11 protein-coding genes are annotated in these 20,655 nt (G+C 69.2%); 7 read left to right on the forward strand and 4 right to left on the reverse strand.

The genetic code is table 11. The annotated features are described in order from the left end of the window. Nucleotides 1–128: 128 nt before the first annotated feature. The gene (locus tag EV148_RS11505) at nucleotides 129–2,498 is read right to left on the reverse strand and encodes a S8 family serine peptidase (protein WP_131998287.1); all 2,370 of its coding nucleotides are present in this window, start codon (nucleotides 2,496–2,498) and stop codon (nucleotides 129–131) included. Nucleotides 2,499–2,582: 84 nt separating this feature from the next. After that, the gene (gene ppsR / locus EV148_RS11510; protein WP_131998289.1) at nucleotides 2,583–3,398 is read right to left on the reverse strand and encodes a posphoenolpyruvate synthetase regulatory kinase/phosphorylase PpsR; all 816 of its coding nucleotides are present in this window, start codon (nucleotides 3,396–3,398) and stop codon (nucleotides 2,583–2,585) included. Between the two features lie 170 nt (nucleotides 3,399–3,568). Between ppsR and ppsA the strand changes: the two genes are divergently transcribed. The 7 genes from ppsA to EV148_RS11545 all read left to right on the forward strand — a co-directional run bounded on the left by ppsA (nucleotide 3,569) and on the right by EV148_RS11545 (nucleotide 15,166). Beyond that, on the forward strand, nucleotides 3,569–5,941 hold the full coding sequence (gene ppsA, locus EV148_RS11515; RefSeq protein WP_131998292.1) for a phosphoenolpyruvate synthase: 2,373 nt from the start codon (nucleotides 3,569–3,571) through the stop codon (nucleotides 5,939–5,941). Between the two features lie 20 nt (nucleotides 5,942–5,961). Further along, complete coding sequence (locus tag EV148_RS11520) at nucleotides 5,962–6,147, forward strand: hypothetical protein (RefSeq protein ID WP_131998295.1); 186 nt, start codon at nucleotides 5,962–5,964, stop codon at nucleotides 6,145–6,147. A gap of 380 nt (nucleotides 6,148–6,527) precedes the next feature. Next, entirely contained in the window at nucleotides 6,528–8,642 is a 2,115-nt protein-coding gene (locus tag EV148_RS11525; RefSeq protein ID WP_241988064.1) for a M4 family metallopeptidase, read from the forward strand. Between the two features lie 23 nt (nucleotides 8,643–8,665). After that, nucleotides 8,666–9,601 carry a transcriptional repressor LexA gene (gene lexA, locus EV148_RS11530; RefSeq protein WP_241988065.1) on the forward strand — a complete coding sequence of 312 codons (936 nt, stop codon included), beginning with the start codon at nucleotides 8,666–8,668 and terminating at the stop codon, nucleotides 9,599–9,601. A gap of 7 nt (nucleotides 9,602–9,608) precedes the next feature. Further along, complete coding sequence (gene imuA, locus EV148_RS11535; RefSeq protein WP_131998299.1) at nucleotides 9,609–10,340, forward strand: translesion DNA synthesis-associated protein ImuA; 732 nt, start codon at nucleotides 9,609–9,611, stop codon at nucleotides 10,338–10,340. Nucleotides 10,341–10,355: 15 nt separating this feature from the next. After that, nucleotides 10,356–11,786: a Y-family DNA polymerase gene (locus EV148_RS11540; RefSeq protein ID WP_131998302.1), complete on the forward strand. Its 1,431-nt coding sequence runs from the start codon at nucleotides 10,356–10,358 to the stop codon at nucleotides 11,784–11,786. A 191-nt stretch (nucleotides 11,787–11,977) separates the two neighbouring features. Next, nucleotides 11,978–15,166 (forward strand): error-prone DNA polymerase, encoded by a 3,189-nt coding sequence (locus tag EV148_RS11545; RefSeq protein ID WP_131998749.1) that lies wholly within the window; start codon nucleotides 11,978–11,980, stop codon nucleotides 15,164–15,166. A 172-nt stretch (nucleotides 15,167–15,338) separates the two neighbouring features. Here EV148_RS11545 and EV148_RS18925 read toward each other — a convergent pair whose 3' ends face one another. Together EV148_RS18925 and EV148_RS11555 are read right to left on the reverse strand one after the other, a co-directional pair. Next, the gene (locus EV148_RS18925) at nucleotides 15,339–18,905 is read right to left on the reverse strand and encodes a beta strand repeat-containing protein (RefSeq protein WP_310734980.1); all 3,567 of its coding nucleotides are present in this window, start codon (nucleotides 18,903–18,905) and stop codon (nucleotides 15,339–15,341) included. After that, nucleotides 18,902–20,617, reverse strand: a complete 1,716-nt coding sequence (locus tag EV148_RS11555; RefSeq protein WP_158287440.1) for a proprotein convertase P-domain-containing protein — start codon at nucleotides 20,615–20,617, stop codon at nucleotides 18,902–18,904. Before EV148_RS11555 ends, EV148_RS18925 begins: the two co-directional genes overlap by 4 nt. Nucleotides 20,618–20,655: the final 38 nt, after the last annotated feature.

Below are 20,655 nucleotides of genomic sequence, written 5' to 3' on the forward strand. Positions count from 1 at the left end.
GCACAGACTTATGCGGGCGGCTGCGGGACGGGTAAGATGGGGTTCCCCGCCGAAAGCGCAATGCGCGCCGCGGGGATCGTGCCCAGCCGAAGCGCCGCGACGGAAGCTTCCGCCGCGGCGCGCGATACTCAACGACGGATCGCGATCGGCATGTGCAGCACCGGCTGCACGGCATTGTCCGGCGTGAGGGTGACCTGGCCGAAATTCCAGCCGGCCGGCAAGGCCGAGCCATCCACCTCGATCGAGAACGACGCCGTCGCGCCCCCGGCGACCGCCAGGTTCGGCGTCGTCGTCGTGACCGTGCCGGCAGGCAGGCCCGAGAACGTGATCGTGTAGACCTGGGCGGACACGATCGGGCTGCGCACCGTGCGCGTGAACGAGCACGTCGTCGCGCAATTCGCGCTGGTGAACTCGGCGAGGTTCAGCGTCGCCAGGGTACCGCCCGAGCCGGGGTTCGCGGCGAGGAAGTTCGCCACGGTCTCATCGAGCACGAGGCCCGCGAGCGATGCGCGGGTAAGGTCGACGCGGCCCGAACCGAGGTCCCACACGTCCACGCCGCTGCCGTCTGCGCGGATCAGTCCGTCGAGCTTGGCCGTCATGTTGAGCGCGGAGCGCACCTCGGTCGGCGTCCAGTCCGGATGCACGGCACGCAGCAAGGCGGCGGCGCCCGTCGTGTGCGGGCTCGACATCGACGTGCCGTTCTCCAGTGCGGTCGCGTTCGCCCCGCCTGCGTTCGCCGCGTACGAAGCGAGGATGTCGACGCCGGGCGCGGTGATGTTCGGCTTGATGAGGTACTGGCCGCTGTTGGCGCGAGGGCCGCGCGAGCTGAAATCGGCGACGACGTCGCCGCGCTGCGCGTACGACGCCGCCGGCAACAGCAGCGAGGCGGTCGCGTGCGCGGGATCGGTCTGGATCTGCGCCCACGCGGCGTCCCAGTCGGCACGCAGCATCGACCATGAGGTGTCGCTGGCGCCGAGGTTGATGAAGTCGCGATCGACGAAGATCACGCCGATGGCGCCCGCGGCGAGCGCGGCCGCGCGCCGCGCGACGCTGCCGCAATTGCTCGCGTTCTGGTCGAGCGCGAGCACGGCGATCGCGCCCACGCGCGCGGGCGCGATCGCACCGTCGAAGCCGTCGGCGAAGACGATGTCGGGATCGACGGGCGCTTCGCCCGTGAACGTGTCGGCGGGGAACGCGGAGCAGCCGTCGTTGCTGCCGTCGGCGAACGTCGGGCTGCGCACGATCGGCGCGGCGACGATGTCCGCGGTCGGGAGCGGCGGCGCCGCCGGGCGCAGCGGCAGGCCCTGCGTCTCCGGCGGTGGCGTGCCCGGGCCGACGAGATCGAAGCGGAACGCAACGACGTTGTCCTTGGTCGAGGCTGCCACCGTCTCCACCCACGGTTCGACGTGGTTCACCGAACCCGCGACCGGGCCGTCGTTGCCGGCCGACGCCGCGACGAACATGCCCGCGCCGACCGCGTTGCGGAACGCGATCGACACCGAATCCGACCATGGGCTCACGCCACCGCTGATCGAGAAGTTGAGGACATCCGCACCGTCGACGACCGCCTGGTTGACCGCCTGCGACGAAGCGCTCGTGCTGCACCCCGAAGTGCAGACCTTGTACGCGATCACCGAGGCATGCGGCGCGACGCCCGAGACCTGGAACGAGCCGCCGCCGAACGGGGCCTGCCAGTGGTTTCCGACGATCGTGCTGGCCGTGTGCGAGCCATGGCCGTCGAGGTCCTCGGCGCTGCGCGTCGACGACGTCGACGTGAAGTTGTACATGCCGATGAGCTTGTCGTTGCAGCGGCCGGCGTCGGCATTCGGCGGCGTCGGGCCGCACAGGCCGAGGTAGTTGCCGGCGCCCAGTGGATTGGTGTGCACGAAGCCGTCGATCGGCCCGATCGCGGCGAACGCGGGACTCTGCCAGTTGATGCCGGTGTCGAGGTCGGCGACGACGATGCCCTCGCCCTTGGTCGGGATCCCGTCGCTCGCGCTGCCGTCCCAGATCGACGGCGCACCGATGAACGAGGGGCCACGGTCGGTGTCGAGTTCGAGCATGCGCTCGCGTTCGACGAGCTCGACGTCGCTGCGCTGCGCGATGCGCGCCGCCTCGTCGTCGTCGAGCTCGACGATGACGCCGTTGAGGGCGTGCTGCATCTTCGCGATGACCTCGAGCGGACGCCCGAGCGTGCGCTCGAGGTCGGCGACGAAGGCGCCCTGGCGCTGCTGCAGGTAGTCGGCATAGGCCTTCGCCGGCTGCGAACGCAGGTCCGGACGACCCGCCTTGCGGCCGAGCGCGATGCGCGGCGGCGCGGCGAAGCCGGCGACGCCGCCGTGGTAGACCGCGACCGGCTCGCCGTGCAGCAGGATCGTATAGGGCACGCGCTCGGTGGCATCGGCATGCAGCGGCGCGGTGATGCCGGCCAGTGCAATGCCGACCGCGGCCGCGAGCGGCCGGAAGCGCGCATGGCGCGCGCGCAGGTCATGGAACATGGTGCTTCCCCCAGGAACATGGCGCCCCAGCGCCGGGAGCCCGAGGATACCTGCCCCGCACCGCGCGTGCGTACGGCCAGGGACTCAGAACATGTGCTTCTCGATGCCGAGTTCGGCGAGGATCTTGCTCGCGATCTCCTCGATCGAGGTATGGGTGGTGTTCTGCACCGGGATCGCGTCGCGGCGGAACAGCTTGTCCGCCTGGCCGAGTTCCCAGCGGCATTGCTTGAGTTCGGCGTAGCGGCTGCCCGGGCGGCGCGCCTGGCGCACCTGGGCCAGGCGCTGCGGCTCGATCGTCAGGCCGTACAGGCGCGAGCGGTACGGCAGCAGGCGGCGCGGCAACTCGAGCCGCTCGAGGTCCTCCTCGGTCAGCGGGTAGTTCGCCGCCCGTACGCCGTAGTGCAAGGCCATGTAAAGGCAGGTCGGCGTCTTGCCCACGCGCGACACGCCGACCAGGATCACGTCGGCGTCGCCGTAGTTCACGTCGATGCCGTCGTCGTGGCTGAGCGCGTAGTTGGTCGCGTTGATGCGCGCCTCGTACTCGGTGAAGTCGGTCAGCCCGTGCGCCTTGCCGACGCGCGGCGAGCGCATCGTGCCGAGCTCCGCCTCGAGCGGGCCGATGAACGGCGCGAAGACATCGAGCATGAGCGCGCCGCTCTCGGCGACGATGTCGCTGAGCTTCTGGTCCATGATCGTGTTGACGACGATCGGCCGCGCGCCGCTCTGCGCATAGGCGGTGCGGATGCGCACGGTCGCCGCGCGCGCCTTGTCCTCGCCATCGACGAACGGGATGCGGTAGGTGTCGAACTCGACCGAATCGAACTGGGTGAGCACGCTGTGGCCGATCGTTTCGGCGGTGATGCCGGTACCGTCGGAGACGTAGAAGATCGTGCGGCGCATGGGGCTCCCGGGGCGTCTGTCGCCGGCGAGTCTACGGGAAGCAGCCCGGTTTCCGCGCTCCGCCCGCGCCGCAGGCCTTGCCGGGGCAGGCTCGGCTTGCCGGAACCGCGCCAAAGCCCGAAAATTGCGCGCTGCCGCAAAGCGGCCTTCTCTTCCCACGGAGTATCCCCTTGAGCGACCTGGTCCTTTGGCTCGATGAGCTGCGCATGTCCGACCTCGGCAAGGTCGGCGGCAAGAACGCCTCGCTCGGCGAGATGATCGGCAACCTCGCCAAGCTCGGCGTGTCGGTGCCGGGCGGTTTCGCGACGACGGCGCAGGCGTTCCAGTCCTACCTCGAGAAGAGCGGCCTCGCCCGCCGCATCCAGGACCGCCTCGCCACGCTCGACGTCGAGGACGTCGACGCGCTGGTCGCGGCCGGTACCGAGATCCGCGGCTGGATCGTCGACACCGCCCTGCCCGCCGACCTCGACCAGGCGATCCGCGACGCCTACGCCCAGCTGTGCAAGGACGCCGGCACCACCGACATCGCCGTCGCCGTGCGCTCGTCGGCCACCGCCGAGGACCTCCCGGACGCCTCGTTCGCAGGCCAGCAGGAAACCTTCCTCAACGTCTCCGGCATCGAGGACGTGCTGCACAAGGTCAAGGAGGTGTTCGCCTCCCTCTACAACGATCGCGCGATCGCCTACCGCGTGCACCACGGCTTCAAGCACGAGGACGTGTTCCTCTCCGCCGGCGTGCAGCTCATGGTGCGCTCCGACGTCGGCGCGTCGGGCGTGCTGTTCACGCTCGACACCGAATCGGGTTTCCGCGACGCGGTGTTCGTCACCGCGAGCTACGGCCTCGGCGAAATGGTCGTGCAGGGCGCGGTCAATCCGGACGAGTTCTACGTCTACAAGCCGACCCTCGAACAGGGCAAGCCCGCGATCCTGCGCCGGCAGATCGGCTCCAAGCAGCAACGCATGGTGTACTCGAACAAGGCCGGCGAGCGCGTCACGATCGAAGAAACGCCGCAGGCCGATCGCGCGCGTTTCTGCATCACCGACGAGGACGTGCATGCACTGGCGAAGCAGGCACTGATCATCGAGAAGCACTACGGCCGTCCGATGGACATCGAGTGGGGCAAGGACGGCCACACCGGCAAGATCTACATCCTGCAGGCGCGCCCGGAGACGGTGAAGTCGCGCGCGCGCGCGACGCAGATCGAGCGCTTCCAGCTCAAGGCGCGCGGCAAGGTGCTCGCGGAAGGCCGCTCGATCGGCCAGAAGATCGGCGCCGGCAAGGCGCGCGTGATCCGCTCGATCAAGGACATGAACCGGGTCGAGCCCGGCGACGTGCTCGTCGCCGACATGACCGACCCGGACTGGGAACCGGTGATGAAGCGTGCCGCCGCGATCGTCACCAACCGCGGCGGACGCACCTGCCACGCGGCGATCATCGCGCGCGAGCTCGGCGTGCCCGCGGTGGTCGGCACCGGCAACGCGCTCGACGCGATCACCGACGGCCAGGACGTGACGATCTCGTGCGCCGAGGGTGACACCGGCTTCATCTACGAAGGCCGCCTCGAGTTCGACCGCGTCACCGCCGACCTCGGCGCGATGCCGCCGGCACCGCTGAAGATCATGATGAATGTCGCCAACCCGGAGCGCGCGTTCGACTTCGCGATGCTGCCGAACGCGGGCGTCGGCCTCGCCCGCCTCGAGATGATCATCGCGAGCCACATCGCGGTGCATCCGAAGGCGCTGCTCGAATACGACAGGCAGGACGCCGACACGAAGCGCCAGATCGACGAGCGCATCGCCGGCTACGCGAGCCCGGTCGATTTCTACGTCGACCGCCTCGCCGAAGGCATCGCGACGATCACCGCGGCGTTCGCGCCGAACCCGGTGATCGTGCGCCTGTCCGACTTCAAGTCGAACGAATACGCCAACCTCATCGGCGGCAAGCGCTACGAGCCGCACGAGGAGAACCCGATGATCGGCTTCCGTGGCGCTAGCCGCTACGTCGATCCGAGCTTCGCCGAGGCGTTCGCGCTCGAATGCCGCGCGATGAAGAAGGTGCGCGAGACGATGGGTCTCGCCAACGCGTGGGTGATGATCCCGTTCGTGCGCACGCTCGAGGAAGGCCGCAAGGTGATCGAGGTGCTGAAGAAGAACGGCCTCGAGCAGGGCAAGGACGGCCTCAAGATCATCATGATGTGCGAGGTGCCGTCCAACGCGCTGCTCGCCGAGGAGTTCCTCGAGATCTTCGACGGCTATTCGATCGGCTCGAACGACCTCACCCAGCTCACGCTCGGCCTCGACCGCGATTCGGGCATCGTCGCCAACCTGTTCGACGAACGCGACCCGGCGGTCAAGAAGATGCTGTCGATGGCGATCAGGACCGCGCGCGCGAAGGGCAAGTACGTCGGCATCTGCGGCCAGGGCCCGAGCGACCATCCCGACCTCGCCGAATGGCTGATGGACGAGGGGATCGAATCGGTTTCCCTCAATCCCGACACCGTCGTCGATACCTGGCTCAAGCTCGCCAAGCACAAGGCGGGCTGATCGGCATCGGCCGATGCGCCTTGCGCGACATCGGCTTGCGCGAGCGCGACTGCACGCACCTGCGGGGAAGGCGCGCGCGTCGGTCGCGCGCGCCATCGCTCGCCCCTGCCGAGGCCGAGCCGGTCGTCGCGCGCCTGCGTGACAGGCAGCCATTCCGCATGATGCATATCGTCATGACGATTCGTCATCCCCGCGCACGCGGATGAAAACGTTTTTCGCTGCCACGCAGCATTACTTTCGCCGCGGGCGCTGCTACGGTGCCGCCCGCGCTTGGGTTCAGAGAGGGGCCACAAGCGCGGTTCTGGGGAGAACCGTCGTGTTTCGTGCCAGGCGTTGAGGGACGCCTGCTCCTGTGTGTGCGTCCTGCGCGTGTGCTCGTGCACGCGGTCGCCCCAGTGACTCGTGGTATCCGCGGCCGCCGAAGGCGGCTTCAACCATCCGTCATCTGCTGGGGAGTCAATCCGTGATCAAGACGAAGCGCCGCCTGTCGGCGGCAGTTGCTCTGTCACCATTGTTTCTTGCGATGTTCGCCGCGCCTGCTTCCGCCGCCACCGTGGTGGATGTGCATGGACACGATACGAAAGCGTTGAATTCCACCTATGCCCGCGCAGTCGCCGGCATCGGCGTGGCCGCAAAAGCCGAAGACCGCCATGCCGAGATGCTCGGCCTCGAGGGCGGCTCGGCGCTCGAGCCGCTCGCAGTCGTCGACGAGGCGGACGGTACGCGCCATTTCCGCTACCAGCAGACCTTCCGCGGCATTCCGGTGTGGGGCGAGCACGTCGTCGTCACCGAGAACGGCAAGGGCGAAGTGCTGAACCTGTTCGGCCGCCAGGTCAATGGCCTCGCCGCCGACCTCGGCGCCGCCAAGGCGAACCTGACCGCCGCGAAGGCGCTCTCGATCGCCAAGGCGGGCGAACGCCTCGCGCGCAACATGCAGGTGGAACGCGAGGAATCGCGCCAGATGATCCATGTCGACGACAAGGGCTACGCCCGGCTCGTCTACGTGGTTTCGTTCTTCGCCGACAAGGTCGGCGGCGGCGAGCCGCGTCGTCCTTTCGTGATCATCGATGCGCAGAGCGGCAACGTGATCGAGCGCTGGGACGGCCTCACCACCGCGACGATCGGCACCGGTCCCGGCGGCAATGCCAAGACCGGGCAGTACGAATGGGGTTCGGGCGGCCGCTACGGCTACCTCGACGTCGCGCAGAGCGGCTCGACGTGCACGATGAACAACACCGACGTCAAGACGGTGAACCTCAACGGCGGCACGACGAGCACGACCGCGTTCTCCTACACCTGCCCGCGCAACACGGTGAAGTCGATCAACGGTGCGTACTCGCCGCTCAACGACGCGCACTTCTTCGGCGGCGTGATCCAGAACATGTACAACGCGTACATGGGCGTGAAGGCGCTGACCTTCCAGCTGGTCATGCGCACGCACTACAGCTCGGGCTACGAGAACGCGTTCTGGGACGGTTCGAAGATGAGCTTCGGTGACGGCGCCAGCACGTTCTACCCGCTCGTCAGCGCCGACGTCGCCGGCCACGAAGTCTCGCACGGTTTCACCGAACAGCATTCCAACCTCACCTATTCCGGCCAGTCCGGCGGCATGAACGAGGCGTTCTCCGACATGGGCGGCGAGGCGACCGAGTATTACTGGAAGGGCACGAACGACTTCCTCGTCGGTCCGGAAGTGTTCAAGGCGTCCGGCGCGCTGCGCTACATGTGCAACCCGACCCAGGACGGCGGCTCGATCGACAACGCCGCGAACTATTACAGCGGACTCGACGTGCACTACTCCTCGGGCGTCTACAACAAGGCGTTCTGCACGCTCGCCAAGACCTCGGGCTGGGACACGGTCAAGGCGTTCAAGTCGTTCGCGCGCGCCAACAGCCTGTACTGGACGCCGTCGAGCACGTTCAACAGTGGCGCCTGCGGCGTCGAAACCGCCGCGACCGACCTCGGCTTCGTCAAGGCGGACGTCACCGCCGCGTTCGCGGCGGTCGGCGTGAGCTGCAACGGCGGCGGTGGCGGCGGCGGTGGTGGCACGCCGGTCGCGCTGACCAATGGCGTCGCGGTCACCGGCATCTCCGGTGCGACCGGCAGCGACAAGCTGTACACGCTCGACGTCCCGGCGGGGGCGACGGGCCTCAAGTTCGTCACGTCGGGTGGCTCGGGCGATGCGGACCTCTACGTCAAGTTCGGCAGTGCGCCGACGACGTCGAGCTACGATTGCCGCTCGTGGGCGTCGGGCAACAACGAGACGTGCAACATCACGACGGCGCAGACGGGCAAGTACTACGTGCTCGTGCACGCCTACAGCACCTACTCGGGCATGAGCCTGACCGGCAGCTACAGCACGGGTGGCGGCGGCGGTGGTGGTGGCACGGTGCTGACCAGCGGCGTGCCCGTCACGCTCGCGGCGCAGGCCACGGGCACGACTTCGCCGAACTACACGCTCGTCGTTCCGGCTGGCCAGAGCAAGGTCGTGTTCACGATCTCGGGCGGCACCGGCGACGCGGACATGTACGTCCGCCGTGGCAGCGCGCCGACGACGTCGACCTACGACTGCCGTCCGTACCTGTCCGGCAACAGCGAGACCTGCACCTTCAACTCGCCGACGGCGGGCACCTACTACGTGAACGTGCGCGCCTACTCGGCGTTCTCGGGCGTTTCGCTGAAGGGCACGATCACGCCGTGATCATCGCAACGCCGTGATCCGGCGTGCTGCGACACTCCGACCCCGGCCTCGTGCCGGGGTCTTTTTTCCGTCAGCCTGAAGACATCGGCTCCCGGCGCGCAAGGCTTCTTGATCGGGCACGGCGCCGGCGCGAGGTTCCGCTCGCCTCGGTGGCGAGGCAAATGCCGTCATTTTCGGCGAAAGCCGGAAGCAACCCCGCCGTCGAGGCGAGCGGAACCGGCGACACCGCCGCGTTCCGGGAAAAGCCTTGCGCGGCCAAGGTCACGAGGCCAGGCGATGAGGCCTTGCGGATACGTACTAATGTACGTACATTCGCACTCATGGACGATCTACGCCTGACCACCAACCAGCGTCGCGTACTCGACTGCATCCGGCAGCATTTCGAGCGCTATGACTGCGCGCCAAGCCTGCGGGAAATCGCGGAAAATCTTGGGCTTGCAAGCCATAGCTCAGCGCAGGATTATGTGGAGGCGCTGGTTCGCAAGGGTGCCCTCGAGCGCTCGCCCCATCATCGCGGCCTGCGCCTCCCGCTTCGCTCGCGGGCGCCTGCGGCAACCCGGCTTCCCCTCGTCGGCCGGGTTGCCGCCGGCAGCCCCATCCTCGCCGCGGAGAACATCGAAGCCGAACACGGCGTCGATCCGGAGATGTTCCGTCCGCGCGCGGACTACCTGCTTCGCGTCATCGGCGCCAGCATGCGCGACGCCGGCATCCTCGACGGCGACCTCATCGCCGTGCATCGCACGCAGACCGCTGCGCATGGCCGCATCGTGGTCGCGCGCCTCGACGACGAGGTCACCGTCAAGCAGCTCGAACGGCGCGGTGACCGCATCCGCCTGTTGCCCGCGAATGCCGACTTCGCGCCGATCGACGTCGATCCGCAGCGGCAGGCCTTCGCGATCGAAGGCGTCTACGTCGGCCTGATCCGCCCTGCTCCCTCCGATCGACTGCGCCAGGGATGAAACCGGCATGTTCACGACGAATCTTTCCGAACCCGTATCGAGCACCGGCGACTATCCGCTGTTCGCTCCGACCGTCGTTCCGGCCGCGCCACGCGCCGCTGCGGCGACACCGCCACGCCGCGACGAAACCGCGCTCGCCGACGTGTTACGCCACCCAGGCATCTGGCGCCGCGGCACCGCGAAGGCACCGCGCAGCGATGCGCTGCCGACCGGCATTGCCGACCTCGATGCCCTGCTGCCCGGTGGTGGTTGGCCACGCGGCGCACTCAGTGAAATCCTCGTCGCTCAGGATGGCCTCGGCGAATGCAGCCTGCTGCTGCCCGCACTCGCGACCTTGACCCAGGCGCGCAAGCGCGTCGTGCTGGTGGCGCCACCGTACGCCCCCTATGCACCCGCCCTCGCCGCCGCGGGCGTCGATCTCGCCCAGCTCGTGCACATCGATGCGTCCGCTACCGACACGCACTGGACCGCGGAGCAGTGCCTGCGCGCCGGTTGCTGCGGCGCCGTGCTGAACTGGCTGCCACGCTCGGACTATCGCCAGTTGCGCCGCCTGCAGCTCGCCGCGGAAACCGGCGGCACGTTCGGTTTCGTGTTCCGGCCGCTGTCCGCCGCGCACGAAGCGAGCCCGGCCGCGTTGCGGCTGCGCCTCGAACCCGGCGCGATGGAGCCACGCCTGGAAATCATCAAATGCCGCGGCCGTTTCGGTGAACAGGCCCATGCGCTCGGGCTGCGTGCCTGATGCACCGAGGCATGCGTGTTCTGGGCCTGCCTGCACTACCCCCGGCTGGCGCTGGAGGCGCTTCATTCCGACGTGCCGGTCGATCGGCCCCATGCGATCGTCGACGGCCCGCAGCAACGACGCCATGTCGTGCTCGCGAATGCGGCCGCCGGCAAGGCCGGCGTGCGCGCGCAGCAGCCGCTCGCGAGCGCGCAACTGCTCTGCCCCCGCCTCGCCGTCACGCCACGTGATGAATCGGCCGAGCGCCACGCGCTCGCCTCGCTCGCCGATCATGCCTATCGTTACAGCGCCGATGTCAGCATCGCTCCACCCGACACGCTGTTCCTCGAGGTCGGCGCGAGCCTGAAGCTGTTCGGCGGCTGGCCCGCGCTCGAGCGCCGGATCCGCGCGGACATCGACCGGCTCGGTTACACCTGCGTCCTGGCCGCCGCGCCGACCGCGACCGCGGCACGCGTGTTCACCGCCTGCCGTTCGACGATCGCCCTGCCGGCGCTCGCGCAGTTGCCACTCGCGCTCGAGGCCGCCCCGATCGTCGCCGGCGGTTTCGAGGCGAAGACCATCGCGACCCTGTACGGCATGGGCATGCGCACGCTCGGCGACCTGTTCCGCCTGCCACGCGCCGAACTCGCGCGTCGCATCGGGCAGCGCGCGCTCGACCACCTCGATCGCATGCGCGGCCTCGTCGCGGAAACGCTGCCGCGCTGGCAGCCGCCACCGCGTTATGCACGCCGCATCGAATTCGGGTACGGCATCGACTCGCACGGCGCGCTCGTGTTCCCGCTGCAGCGCCTCGTGCGCGAGTTCGCGCAGTTCCTCGCTGCGCGCGACGGCGGCGTGCAACGCTTCATCCTCGAACTGGGGCACGAGCGCGATGCACTCACGCGCATCGAGGTCGGCCTGCTCGCTCCGCAGCGGGACGCGGCATCGCTGCTCGAACTCGCGCGCGCGCGGCTCGAGCGCGTCGAACTCGTCGCTCCGGTGCATGCGCTCGCCCTGCGTGCCGACGACCTGCCGCCGCTGTGCCCGCTGCATCGCGACCTGTTCGAGACGAACCGCCACGAACAATTCGACTGGCCCGCACTGGTCGAACGCCTGCGCGCGCGCCTCGGCGATGCGGCGCTGCAGGGCCTCGCCTGCGTCGCCGACCATCGCCCCGATCGCGCCTCGCGCTTCGTCCCGCTCGGCGCGCGACCGCCCGCCCCGACCGCGGCACCGGCGGCGCGCCCGTTCTGGTTGTTGCAACGCCCACTCCCCCTGCGTGGCCGGCCGGCGCGCGTGCTGGCCGGTCCCGAACGCATCGAAAGCGGCTGGTGGGACGAGCACGACCAACGCCGCGACTACTACATCATCGAGACGCGCGACGGCCAGCGTGCCTGGGCGTTCATCGCCACCGGGTGCGCGCCGGATCGTGATGCGCCATGGACCTTGCAGGGCTGGTTCGCGTGAACGCACCGCCGCGCCCACCGAAACGCCGCCGCCTGCGCGCGCCCCTCGAACCGGGTTTGCCCGCCATCGATGCGGCCGAAGACGATCCGCGCAGCGGTCTGCACAAGCTGCGTCGCCGCTCGCCGGGCGGCAATGCCGATGCGGCGACCGCCGATCGCCCAGCCGCCGGCGGCGACATCCCGCCGGCGACGATGCCGGCGCAACCGCGCTACGCCGAGCTCCACTGCCTGTCGAACTTCTCGTTCCAACGCGGCGCATCGAGCGCGATCGAATTGTTCGAACGCGCGCGGAAACTCGGCTATGCCGCGCTCGCGATCACCGATGAATGCTCCCTCGCCGGCATCGTGCGGGCGTTGCAGGCGGCGGAAGAATCCGGCGTCCGGCTCGTCGTCGGCAGCGAAGTGCAGCTCGAGGACGGGCCGCGCATGGTCCTGCTCGCGGCGAACGAAGACGGTTATTCGGACCTGTGCCGGCTGATCACGACCGGGCGGCGCTGCAGCGCGAAGGGTGAATACCGGCTGGCGCGCGCCGACGCCGAACGCCTGGGCGACGGCGTGCTCGTGCTGTGGGTACCTGGCGACGCGGCGAACGACGATGATCACGCCGCCTGGGTCGCGCGCCGGTTCGCCGGACGCGCCTGGCTCGCGATCGAACGGCATCGCGGCAACGGCGATGATGCGCGCTTCGAACAGTTGCGCGCGCTCGCCGAGCGCCATGCGCTCACGCCCGTAGCGGCCGGCGGCGTGCACATGCACGTGCGCCGCCGACGCGCACTGCAGGACGTGATGACCGCGATCCGCCTCGGCTGCACCGTGGCCGAGGCCGGCCATGCCTTGTTCCCGAATGGCGAGCGGCATCTGCGCCGCATCGATGATCTCGCCACCCTCTACCCTGCCGGGATGCTCGCCGAAACGCTGCGCATCGCCGCGCGCTGCAAGCTCGACCTGCGCAAGCTCAACTACCGCTACCCGCGTGAACTCGTGCCGGAAGGCCTCGACGCGATCACCCACCTGCGCGCGCTCACCTGGCAAGGCGCCGCCAGGCACTGGCCGCAACGGATACCGGAGGCCGTGCGCATCCAGGTCGAGAAGGAGCTCGCGCTCATCGAAAAGCTCCGCTACGAGCATTTCTTCCTCACCGTGGAGGAAATCGTCTCGTGGGCGCGTGCGCAGGAGCCGCCGATCCTGTGTCAGGGCCGCGGCTCTTCCGCCAATTCGGCCGTCTGCTATTGCCTCGGCATTACCGCGGTGAATCCCGACAACGGCAACCTGCTGTTCGAGCGCTTCCTTTCCGAGGAGCGCAACGAGCCTCCGGACATCGACGTCGACTTCGAGCACGAGCGCCGCGAGGAAGTGATCCAGCACATCTTCGGCAAATACGGTCGCGAACGCGCCGCGCTCGCCGCGACCGTGATCAGCTATCGCAGCAAGAGCGCGATCCGGGACGTCGGCCGCGCGCTCGGCGTGCCGGATGACCAGATCGACGCCCTCGGCGGGATGTTCTCGCGCGTGCGCAGCGGCCAGCCGTTCGAAACCGTGCTGCGCGAGCAGGGTTTCGACCCGTCGAGCCCCGTATTGCGGAAACTTTTCACGCTCGCCGCCGAATTGCGCGGCTTCCCGCGCCACCTGTCGCAGCATGTCGGCGGCTTCGTGATCTCGGAACGACCGCTGCACCACCTCGTGCCGGTCGAGAACGCGGCGATGCCCGAGCGCACGATCATCCAGTGGGACAAGGATGATCTGGAGGAAATGCGCCTGCTCAAGGTCGACGTGCTCGCGCTCGGCATGCTCACCTGCATCCGCAAATGCCTCGACCTGTTGCACCGGCACGGTTTGTGGCGACATCCGTACCACGGCGCGCGGCCCGCATTGCACGACATCCCGCAAGGCGAGGACCGGGGCGACGGGCACATCGATGCGGTATACGACATGATCTGCCGCGCCGACACGATCGGCGTGTTCCAGATCGAGTCGCGAGCGCAGATGTCGATGCTGCCGCGACTGCAGCCGCGCACGTTCTACGACCTCGTCGTCGAAGTCGCAATCGTCCGGCCAGGCCCGATCCAGGGCGACATGGTCCATCCGTACCTGCGCCGCCGCAAGGGACTCGAACCGATCGACTACCCGCAGTCGCGCTTCGAGCGCGAGAGCGGCAGCGGTGGCTCGAAAGTGCGCGATGCGCTCGAGCGCACGCTCGGCGTGCCGATCTTCCAGGAACAGGTGATGAAGCTCATCCAGGTCGTCGCCGGCTTCACGCCCGGCGAAGCCGACCAGTTGCGCCGTGCGATGGCGGCCTGGAAGCGCCGTGGCGGCCTCGGCCATTTCCACGATCGCATCCGCGACGGCATGATCGAGCGCGGCTACGAGGAAGCGTATTTCGAGCGCATCTTCCAGCAGATCCAGGGGTTCGGCGAATACGGTTTCCCGGAATCGCACGCAGCGAGTTTCGCCCTGCTCGCCTGGGCTTCGTCATGGCTCAAGTGCCATCACCCGGCCGCGTTCACTTGCGCCTTGCTCAACTCGCAACCGATGGGGTTCTACCAGCCCTCGCAGCTGATCCAGGATGCGCGCGCGCACGGCGTGCGCGTACTGCCGGTCGACGTCGCCGCGAGCGAGTGGGACTGCACGCTCGTACCGCTACCCGCCGCAGCCGTGGTGCACGGCATGGACCCGATCGCGCTGCGCCTCGGCTTCCGCCAGGTGCGCGGCATGTCCGAAGGACTCGCCGCACGTCTCGTCGCTGCACGCCGGCAAAGAGCGTTCGCCGACGTCGACGACATGACGCGGCGGGCAGCGGTCACGGCGGCGGAACGGGCGCGGCTCGCCGACGCAGGCGCGCTGCAGTCGCTCAGCGGGCACCGCTACCGTGCGCGCTGGGACAGCGCCGGTGCCGAGATACCGCTGCCTGTGCTCGCGGCGGCGGCATTGCAGGAACAAGCGGTCGAACTGCGCGAGCCTTCGGTGCGCGAGGACGTGCTGACCGACTATGCCACGCTCGGATTGTCACTGGACGGGCATCCGCTCGCCCTCGTGCGCGCCGAACTGTCGCGCCGTCGCGTGTCGCCCGCGCGGATCACCCTGGATGCGGTGAACCGCGGCCGCAGCCTGCGGTGCGCCGGGCTGGTGACCGTGCGCCAGCATCCGGGCACGGCGAAAGGCGTCACCTTCGTCACGCTCGAGGACGAGACCGGCATCGTCAACGTCGTCGTCTGGCGCGCGCTCGCCGAACGCCAGCACCGCGTGCTGCTCGAGGCGACGGTGATGGCCGTGGACGGCGTGCTCGAAGCGAGCGACGGCGTGCACCACCTGATCGCCAGGCGACTGCACGACTACAGCATGCTGCTGCCGGAACTCGCGTTCGCCTCGCGCGATTTCCATTGACGGCCGGTGCACTGGACGACATGCGCTTTCGTGCGCAGGATGCTTCGTCCCTGGGGATTTCCGCTTCCGCGGGAATGACGGCAGCGTGCCGGGACGTCACCCGCTCGCTGCCGAACGCGCGTGACGCGGGTGGGCCATCGGCCCACCCATCGTCACATCGTCGCGCGCAAGCTCATCCGCGCGTCTGCCGACGCGAACGCCAGGCCAACGTGAAGAGCGCGCCGATCAGCAGCAGCATCGCGAAGCGATCGAGCGCCGGTACCGGCATCGTCTCGCCCTGTGCAGCGGCGACCGCGAACGCGGTCGGATCGGCCGCGCCTGCGCCCGCCGGATCGTCGGTCGGGGCCGAACTCTCGTTGCTGCCGTCACCATCGCCGTCGTACGACACGAAGCCCTGGTTCACGACCGTGCCGCTCGTCGCGACGACGGTCGCGGTGATCGTGATCGTGACGCTGCCGCCGGCGGGAATCGCGCCGTCCCAGTGCACGAGCGTCCCCGGTCCGAAGCCGACGGTGCCGCTGCTCGCGGTCGCCGCGACATAGCCCACGCCAGCCGGCAGTGTGTCGGTGAATTCGCTGCCCGGGTTGTCGCCTTGCGCGCCCGCACCTGAATTCGTGAGCACGATCGTGTAGGTCACCGTCGAGCCCGGCGTGAATCCGCCGCTGCCGGCCGCGACCGTCTTCGTCGCAGCCACCGCCGCACCCGGCACGAGCGTCACGCTGTCGACGTCGGTCGCGCTGTTGTCGGCCGGATTCGGGTCGGTCGCACCCGCGGGTGCGGCGATGCTCGCGGTGTTGACAAGCGTGCCGCTCGCCGACGCCGCGATCGCGCAGGTCGCCGTGTACGTCACGCTACCGCCCGCGGGGACGTCCACGGTGTCGGCGATGTCGCCGCTGCCGGAGGCGGCGCAGGCGCCACCGCCGGCGCCGGCGCACGTCCACGTGCAGGTCTCGCCGAGCGGGAACGTGTCGGTGACGCTCGCGCCGATCGCATCGCTCGGGCCCGCATTGGCGGCGACGATCGTGTAAGTCGTGCTGCCACCCGCCGTGACGCCCGTGACGCCGTCGGTCTTGGTGATCGACAGGTCGGCGATGCTGCCGCCGACGACGAACGAAGTCGGATCGCTCGCACCTCCCAGCGACGGGTCATCGGTCGGTCGCGCCGCATCGTTGGTGCCGTTGGCGTCGCTGTCGTAGGCCACCGTGCCCTGGTTGCTGATCGTGCCGCTCGCCGAGGCGTCGATCGTCGCGGTGATCGTGATCGTCACGCTGCCACCCGCCGGGATCGCACCGTTCCACGTCACCGTGTTCGTGCCGACCGTCGCGACCGCCGTGCCGCCCGTCGCGGTGGCGGAAACGAGCGCGAGGCCCGCCGGCAGCACGTCGGTGAACTCGTCACCCGGATTGTCGCCCTGGGCGCCGCCACCATTCGTGAGAACGACCGCGTACGTGACCGTCGTGCCCGGCGCGAACACGCCGGAAACCACCTTCGTCGCGCCGACGTCCGCACCAGCCGGATTGACCGTGTCGACGTCGGTTGCGCTGTTGTTCGCCGGATTCGTATCGGTGGTGCCGGCGGGCGCCGCGATCGTCGCCGTGTTGCCCAGGCTGCCGCTTGCCGACGCCGACACCGCGCAACTGGCCGTGTACGTGACGCTGCCGCCCACCGGCAGGTTCGTCGTGTCGGCGATGTTGCCGCTGCCCGCCGCGGTGCAGGTGCCGCCGCCCGCACCGACGCAGGTCCAGGTACAGGTTTCGTCCGCGGGGAATGTATCGGCGACGGTCGCACCGCTCGCGTTGCTCGGGCCGGCGTTGGATGCCGTGATCGTATAGGTCACGCTGCCACCCGCGGTCACGCTGGTGACGCCATCCGTCTTGGTGATCGACAGGTCGGCCGAGGCGCCAAGCGCGTCGGTGTCGGTGGCGCTGTTGTTGCCCGGGTTGGGATCGGTCGCGCTGCCCGCGGTGACGGTGGCTGTGTTGACGAGGCTGCCCGTCGCCGACGCGGAGATCGCGCAGCTCGCCGTGTACGTCACGCTGCCGCCTGCCGGCAGGTTCGTCGTGTCGGCGATGTTGCCGCTGCCCGCCGCGGTGCAGGTGCCGCCGCCCGCACCGACGCAGGTCCAGGTGCAGGTTTCGCTCGCGGGGAACGTATCGGCGACGGTGCTGCCCGGCGCGTTGCTCGGACCCGCGTTCGATGCGGTGATCGTGTACGTCACGTTGCCGCCAGCGGTCGCGCTGGTGACGCCGTCGGTCTTCGTGATCGAGACGTCGGCCGTGGCCACGAGCGCGTCGGTATCCGTCGCACTGTTGTCCGCCGGATTCGGATCGGTCGTGCCGGCGGGCGCAGTGACGGTCGCCGTGTTCGCGAGGGTGCCGCTGGCGGCCGCCGACACCGTGCATGACGCGGTGTAGGTGACGCTGCCGCCTGCAGGCAGGTTGGTCACGTCGTTGACGTTGCCGCTGCCCGACGCGGTACAGGTGCCGCCGCCCGCGCCGACGCAGGTCCAGGTGCAGGTTTCACTGGCCGGGAACGTGTCGGCGACGGTCGCGCCGTTTGCATTGCTCGGGCCCGCATTGGACGCCGTGATCGTGTAGGTCACGCTGCCGCCCGGCGTCGCCGTCGTCACGCCGTCGGTCTTCGTGATCGAGATGTCCGCGTTCGGCGTCAGCGTGTCGGTGTCGGTCGCGCTGTTGTTGGTCGGATTCGGGTCGGTGACGCCGGGCGGAGCCGCTGCAGTCGCGGTATTGCCGAGCGTGCCCGTCGCCGCGGCCGATACCGCGCAGCTCGCCGTGTACGTGACGCTGCCGCCCGCAGGCAGGTTCGTCACGTCGTTGATGTTGCCGCTGCCCGCCGCAGTGCAGGTGCCGCCACCGGCGCCGACGCAGGTCCAGGTGCAGGTCTCGCTCGCCGGGAACGTGTCGGCGACGGTGCTGCCGGGCGCATTGCTGGGCCCCGCGTTGGACGCAGTGATCGTGTAGGTCACGCTGCCGCCCGGCGTCGCCGTCGTCACGCCGTCGGTCTTCGTGATCGAGATGTCCGCGTTCGGCGTGAGCGTATCGGTGTCGGTCGCGCTGTTGTTGGCGGGATCGGGATCCGTCACGGCGGAACTGACCGTCGCCGTGTTGCTCAGCGTGCCGGTCGCCGAGGCGCTGATCGCGCAGCTCGCGGTGTAGGTCACGCTGCCGCCGACCGGCAGGTCGACGGGATCGTTGATGTTGCCGCTGCCCGAAGCGGTGCAGGTGCCGCCGCCGGCGCCGACGCAGGTCCAGGTGCAGGTATTGATCGCCGGGAACGTGTCGGCGACGGTCGCGCCGCTGACCGCATCGGGGCCGGCATTGCCGGCGTTGATCGTGTAGGTCACGCTTCCACCCGGCGTCGCCGTGCCGACGCCGTCGGTCTTGGTGATCGAAAGGTCCGACGACAGCGCGCGGCAACCGGTCACGCTCACGTCGTCGATCGCGGCACCGGCGAACTGCACGGTGGTGTCGCTGTCGAGGTGGAAGCGCAGTTCGGCGTTGAGCCCCGCGAGGCTGTCGGCGCGGCGCGAAATGACGCCCCAGCCGTAGCTGCCACCGATATTGACCTGCGGATTGCCCGTGCCCCCGGATGCGCTGATCGGCGTCGGGTCGAGCCATTCGTACAGGCGCACCGGCGTCGCGCCGCCGACCTGCTGCGCGTCGACGAAGTAATGGTCGAAGTTCGCGGTTTCGATCTGGTGGCGCTGCGCCCAGGTCACGACGATCGGCGGAGACAGGCCGGACAGGTCGATCGGCGGCGACAGCAGGTCCTGCGACGACGACGCGTCGTAGGTGTTGTCGAGGTCGGTCTTCCAGCAATTGACGCCGCTGTTGCACGTGTTGAAGGCGGCGATCGGATTCGCCGTCGTCGTCGCCGCGGTCGCCGGAAGGCCGAGCTCCCACTCGTCCTGCGCGCCCGAATGCGTGAAGCCCGCCGCGCCCGATTCGAAATCGGTGCCATACACGGTCTGCGCCGCGAATCCCGCCGGCACGCCGGTGGCGGCGGCGCTTCGCAGACGCGCAGCGACCACGCGTTGAGCGTGCCGCCGTTCGCGCCGGCGGTGTCGTCGCGCAGGTCGAGCGTCCAGGTACCGCCCGCGTTTTCGCCGTCGAATGCAGCGAGGCGATAGGCGCCCGACGCGTTGGCCGTGCCTGCCGTAGAATTGTTCTCGGGCTTGAGCTGGGTGCCCTTAAACACGGTGAACGCGGGCGGGATCGCCGCTTCGTCGTCGAATACGACGTCCATCACCTGCTGGCCGCCGGTCGCCGCCGCGCCGATGTCGGTGAACAAGCCGATGTCGTTCCCGGCCGGCGAACGCAGGTGCGCATCGACGTCCTGCATCACCGCGTGATTGAGGTTGATCGCGACGTCGACGTCGGCGATGCGCGGATTGCCCGGGATCGTGATGGTCGAGCTGACGAGGCCCGTGCCGGGCCCTATCGCCTTCGGCACGTCGGTGCTCGTGTACGTCGTGCAGTTCACGCCCTCGTCGACGTGCGGGTGCACGGTGACGCTGAGGTGATAGGTCGCGGTCGGCCCGCCGACGGCCGCGCTGGCCGAATCGACGAACGCGAAGTACGTGCCGGCGTCCTTTACCGTGAAGAACATCGCCTCCGATGGGATGTTCGGGTTCGGCGTGACGTCGCCGGTGCCGGCATCGTCGACGACGAGGATCTGGTTGCCGGCGTCGCCGAACAGCGCGAAGCCGAGGCGGCCGTTCCAGCTGACGCCATCGCGCTCGGGGTCGAGATCGAGCGCAAGGTAGACGGTGTCGCCGGCATTGAGGTTGAGGCTGTACCAGTCCTGCTCGGTCGCCGCGGCCGGATTGCGCGCGCCGCTGACCCAGCCGTTGGCCGGCAGCGGAGTGGCGGTCGCGGGCGTGTCGTTGCCCTCCACTTCCGGCGTCGGCGCGCCGCTCTGCACGCGCAGGTGCAAGTCATAGCCGCGCTCCGACGTCGTGCCCGCGGTGAAGTCGTTGACCTTGAGAAAATAGGTGCCGGTGGTCGGGATCGTCGCTCCCGCGATCGACGAGGAGAGCGCGGCGAAGGTGCCGTTGTCGTCGTCGAATTCGATCGTCGTGGTGCCATCCGAGGCGAGCAGGGTCAGCTGGCTGTCGGTGCTGCTGCCGGCCGAGCCGGAGGTCATCAGCGCCGCGTAGACGCGATCACCCGCGTTGGCGTTGAACGAGAAGAAGTCGACATCGCCGTTCGGAGTGAGATTCGCGTGCACGACCACGTTGTTGCCGGCAAGCGGCGTCGCGGTCGCGCTCGTACCGTTCGGTTCGACCTCCCCGCCGAACCCTTGGCCGAGCGGTGACGACGGCGCGTACGCGACCTGCGGGCCAGCCGATGACGGAAGCCGCGTGGGTGCAACGCCCTTCTGCTCGTCGGTTACCGGCAGCGTCACGAATTCGAATGGGGCCGACGACACGGCTTTGGGCCGTGCCCTCGCCTGCGCGGGTTCCGCCG

Origin of the sequence: Dokdonella fugitiva, from assembly GCF_004342425.1 — a bacterium.
Taxonomy (GTDB): domain Bacteria; phylum Pseudomonadota; class Gammaproteobacteria; order Xanthomonadales; family Rhodanobacteraceae; genus Dokdonella_A; species Dokdonella_A fugitiva.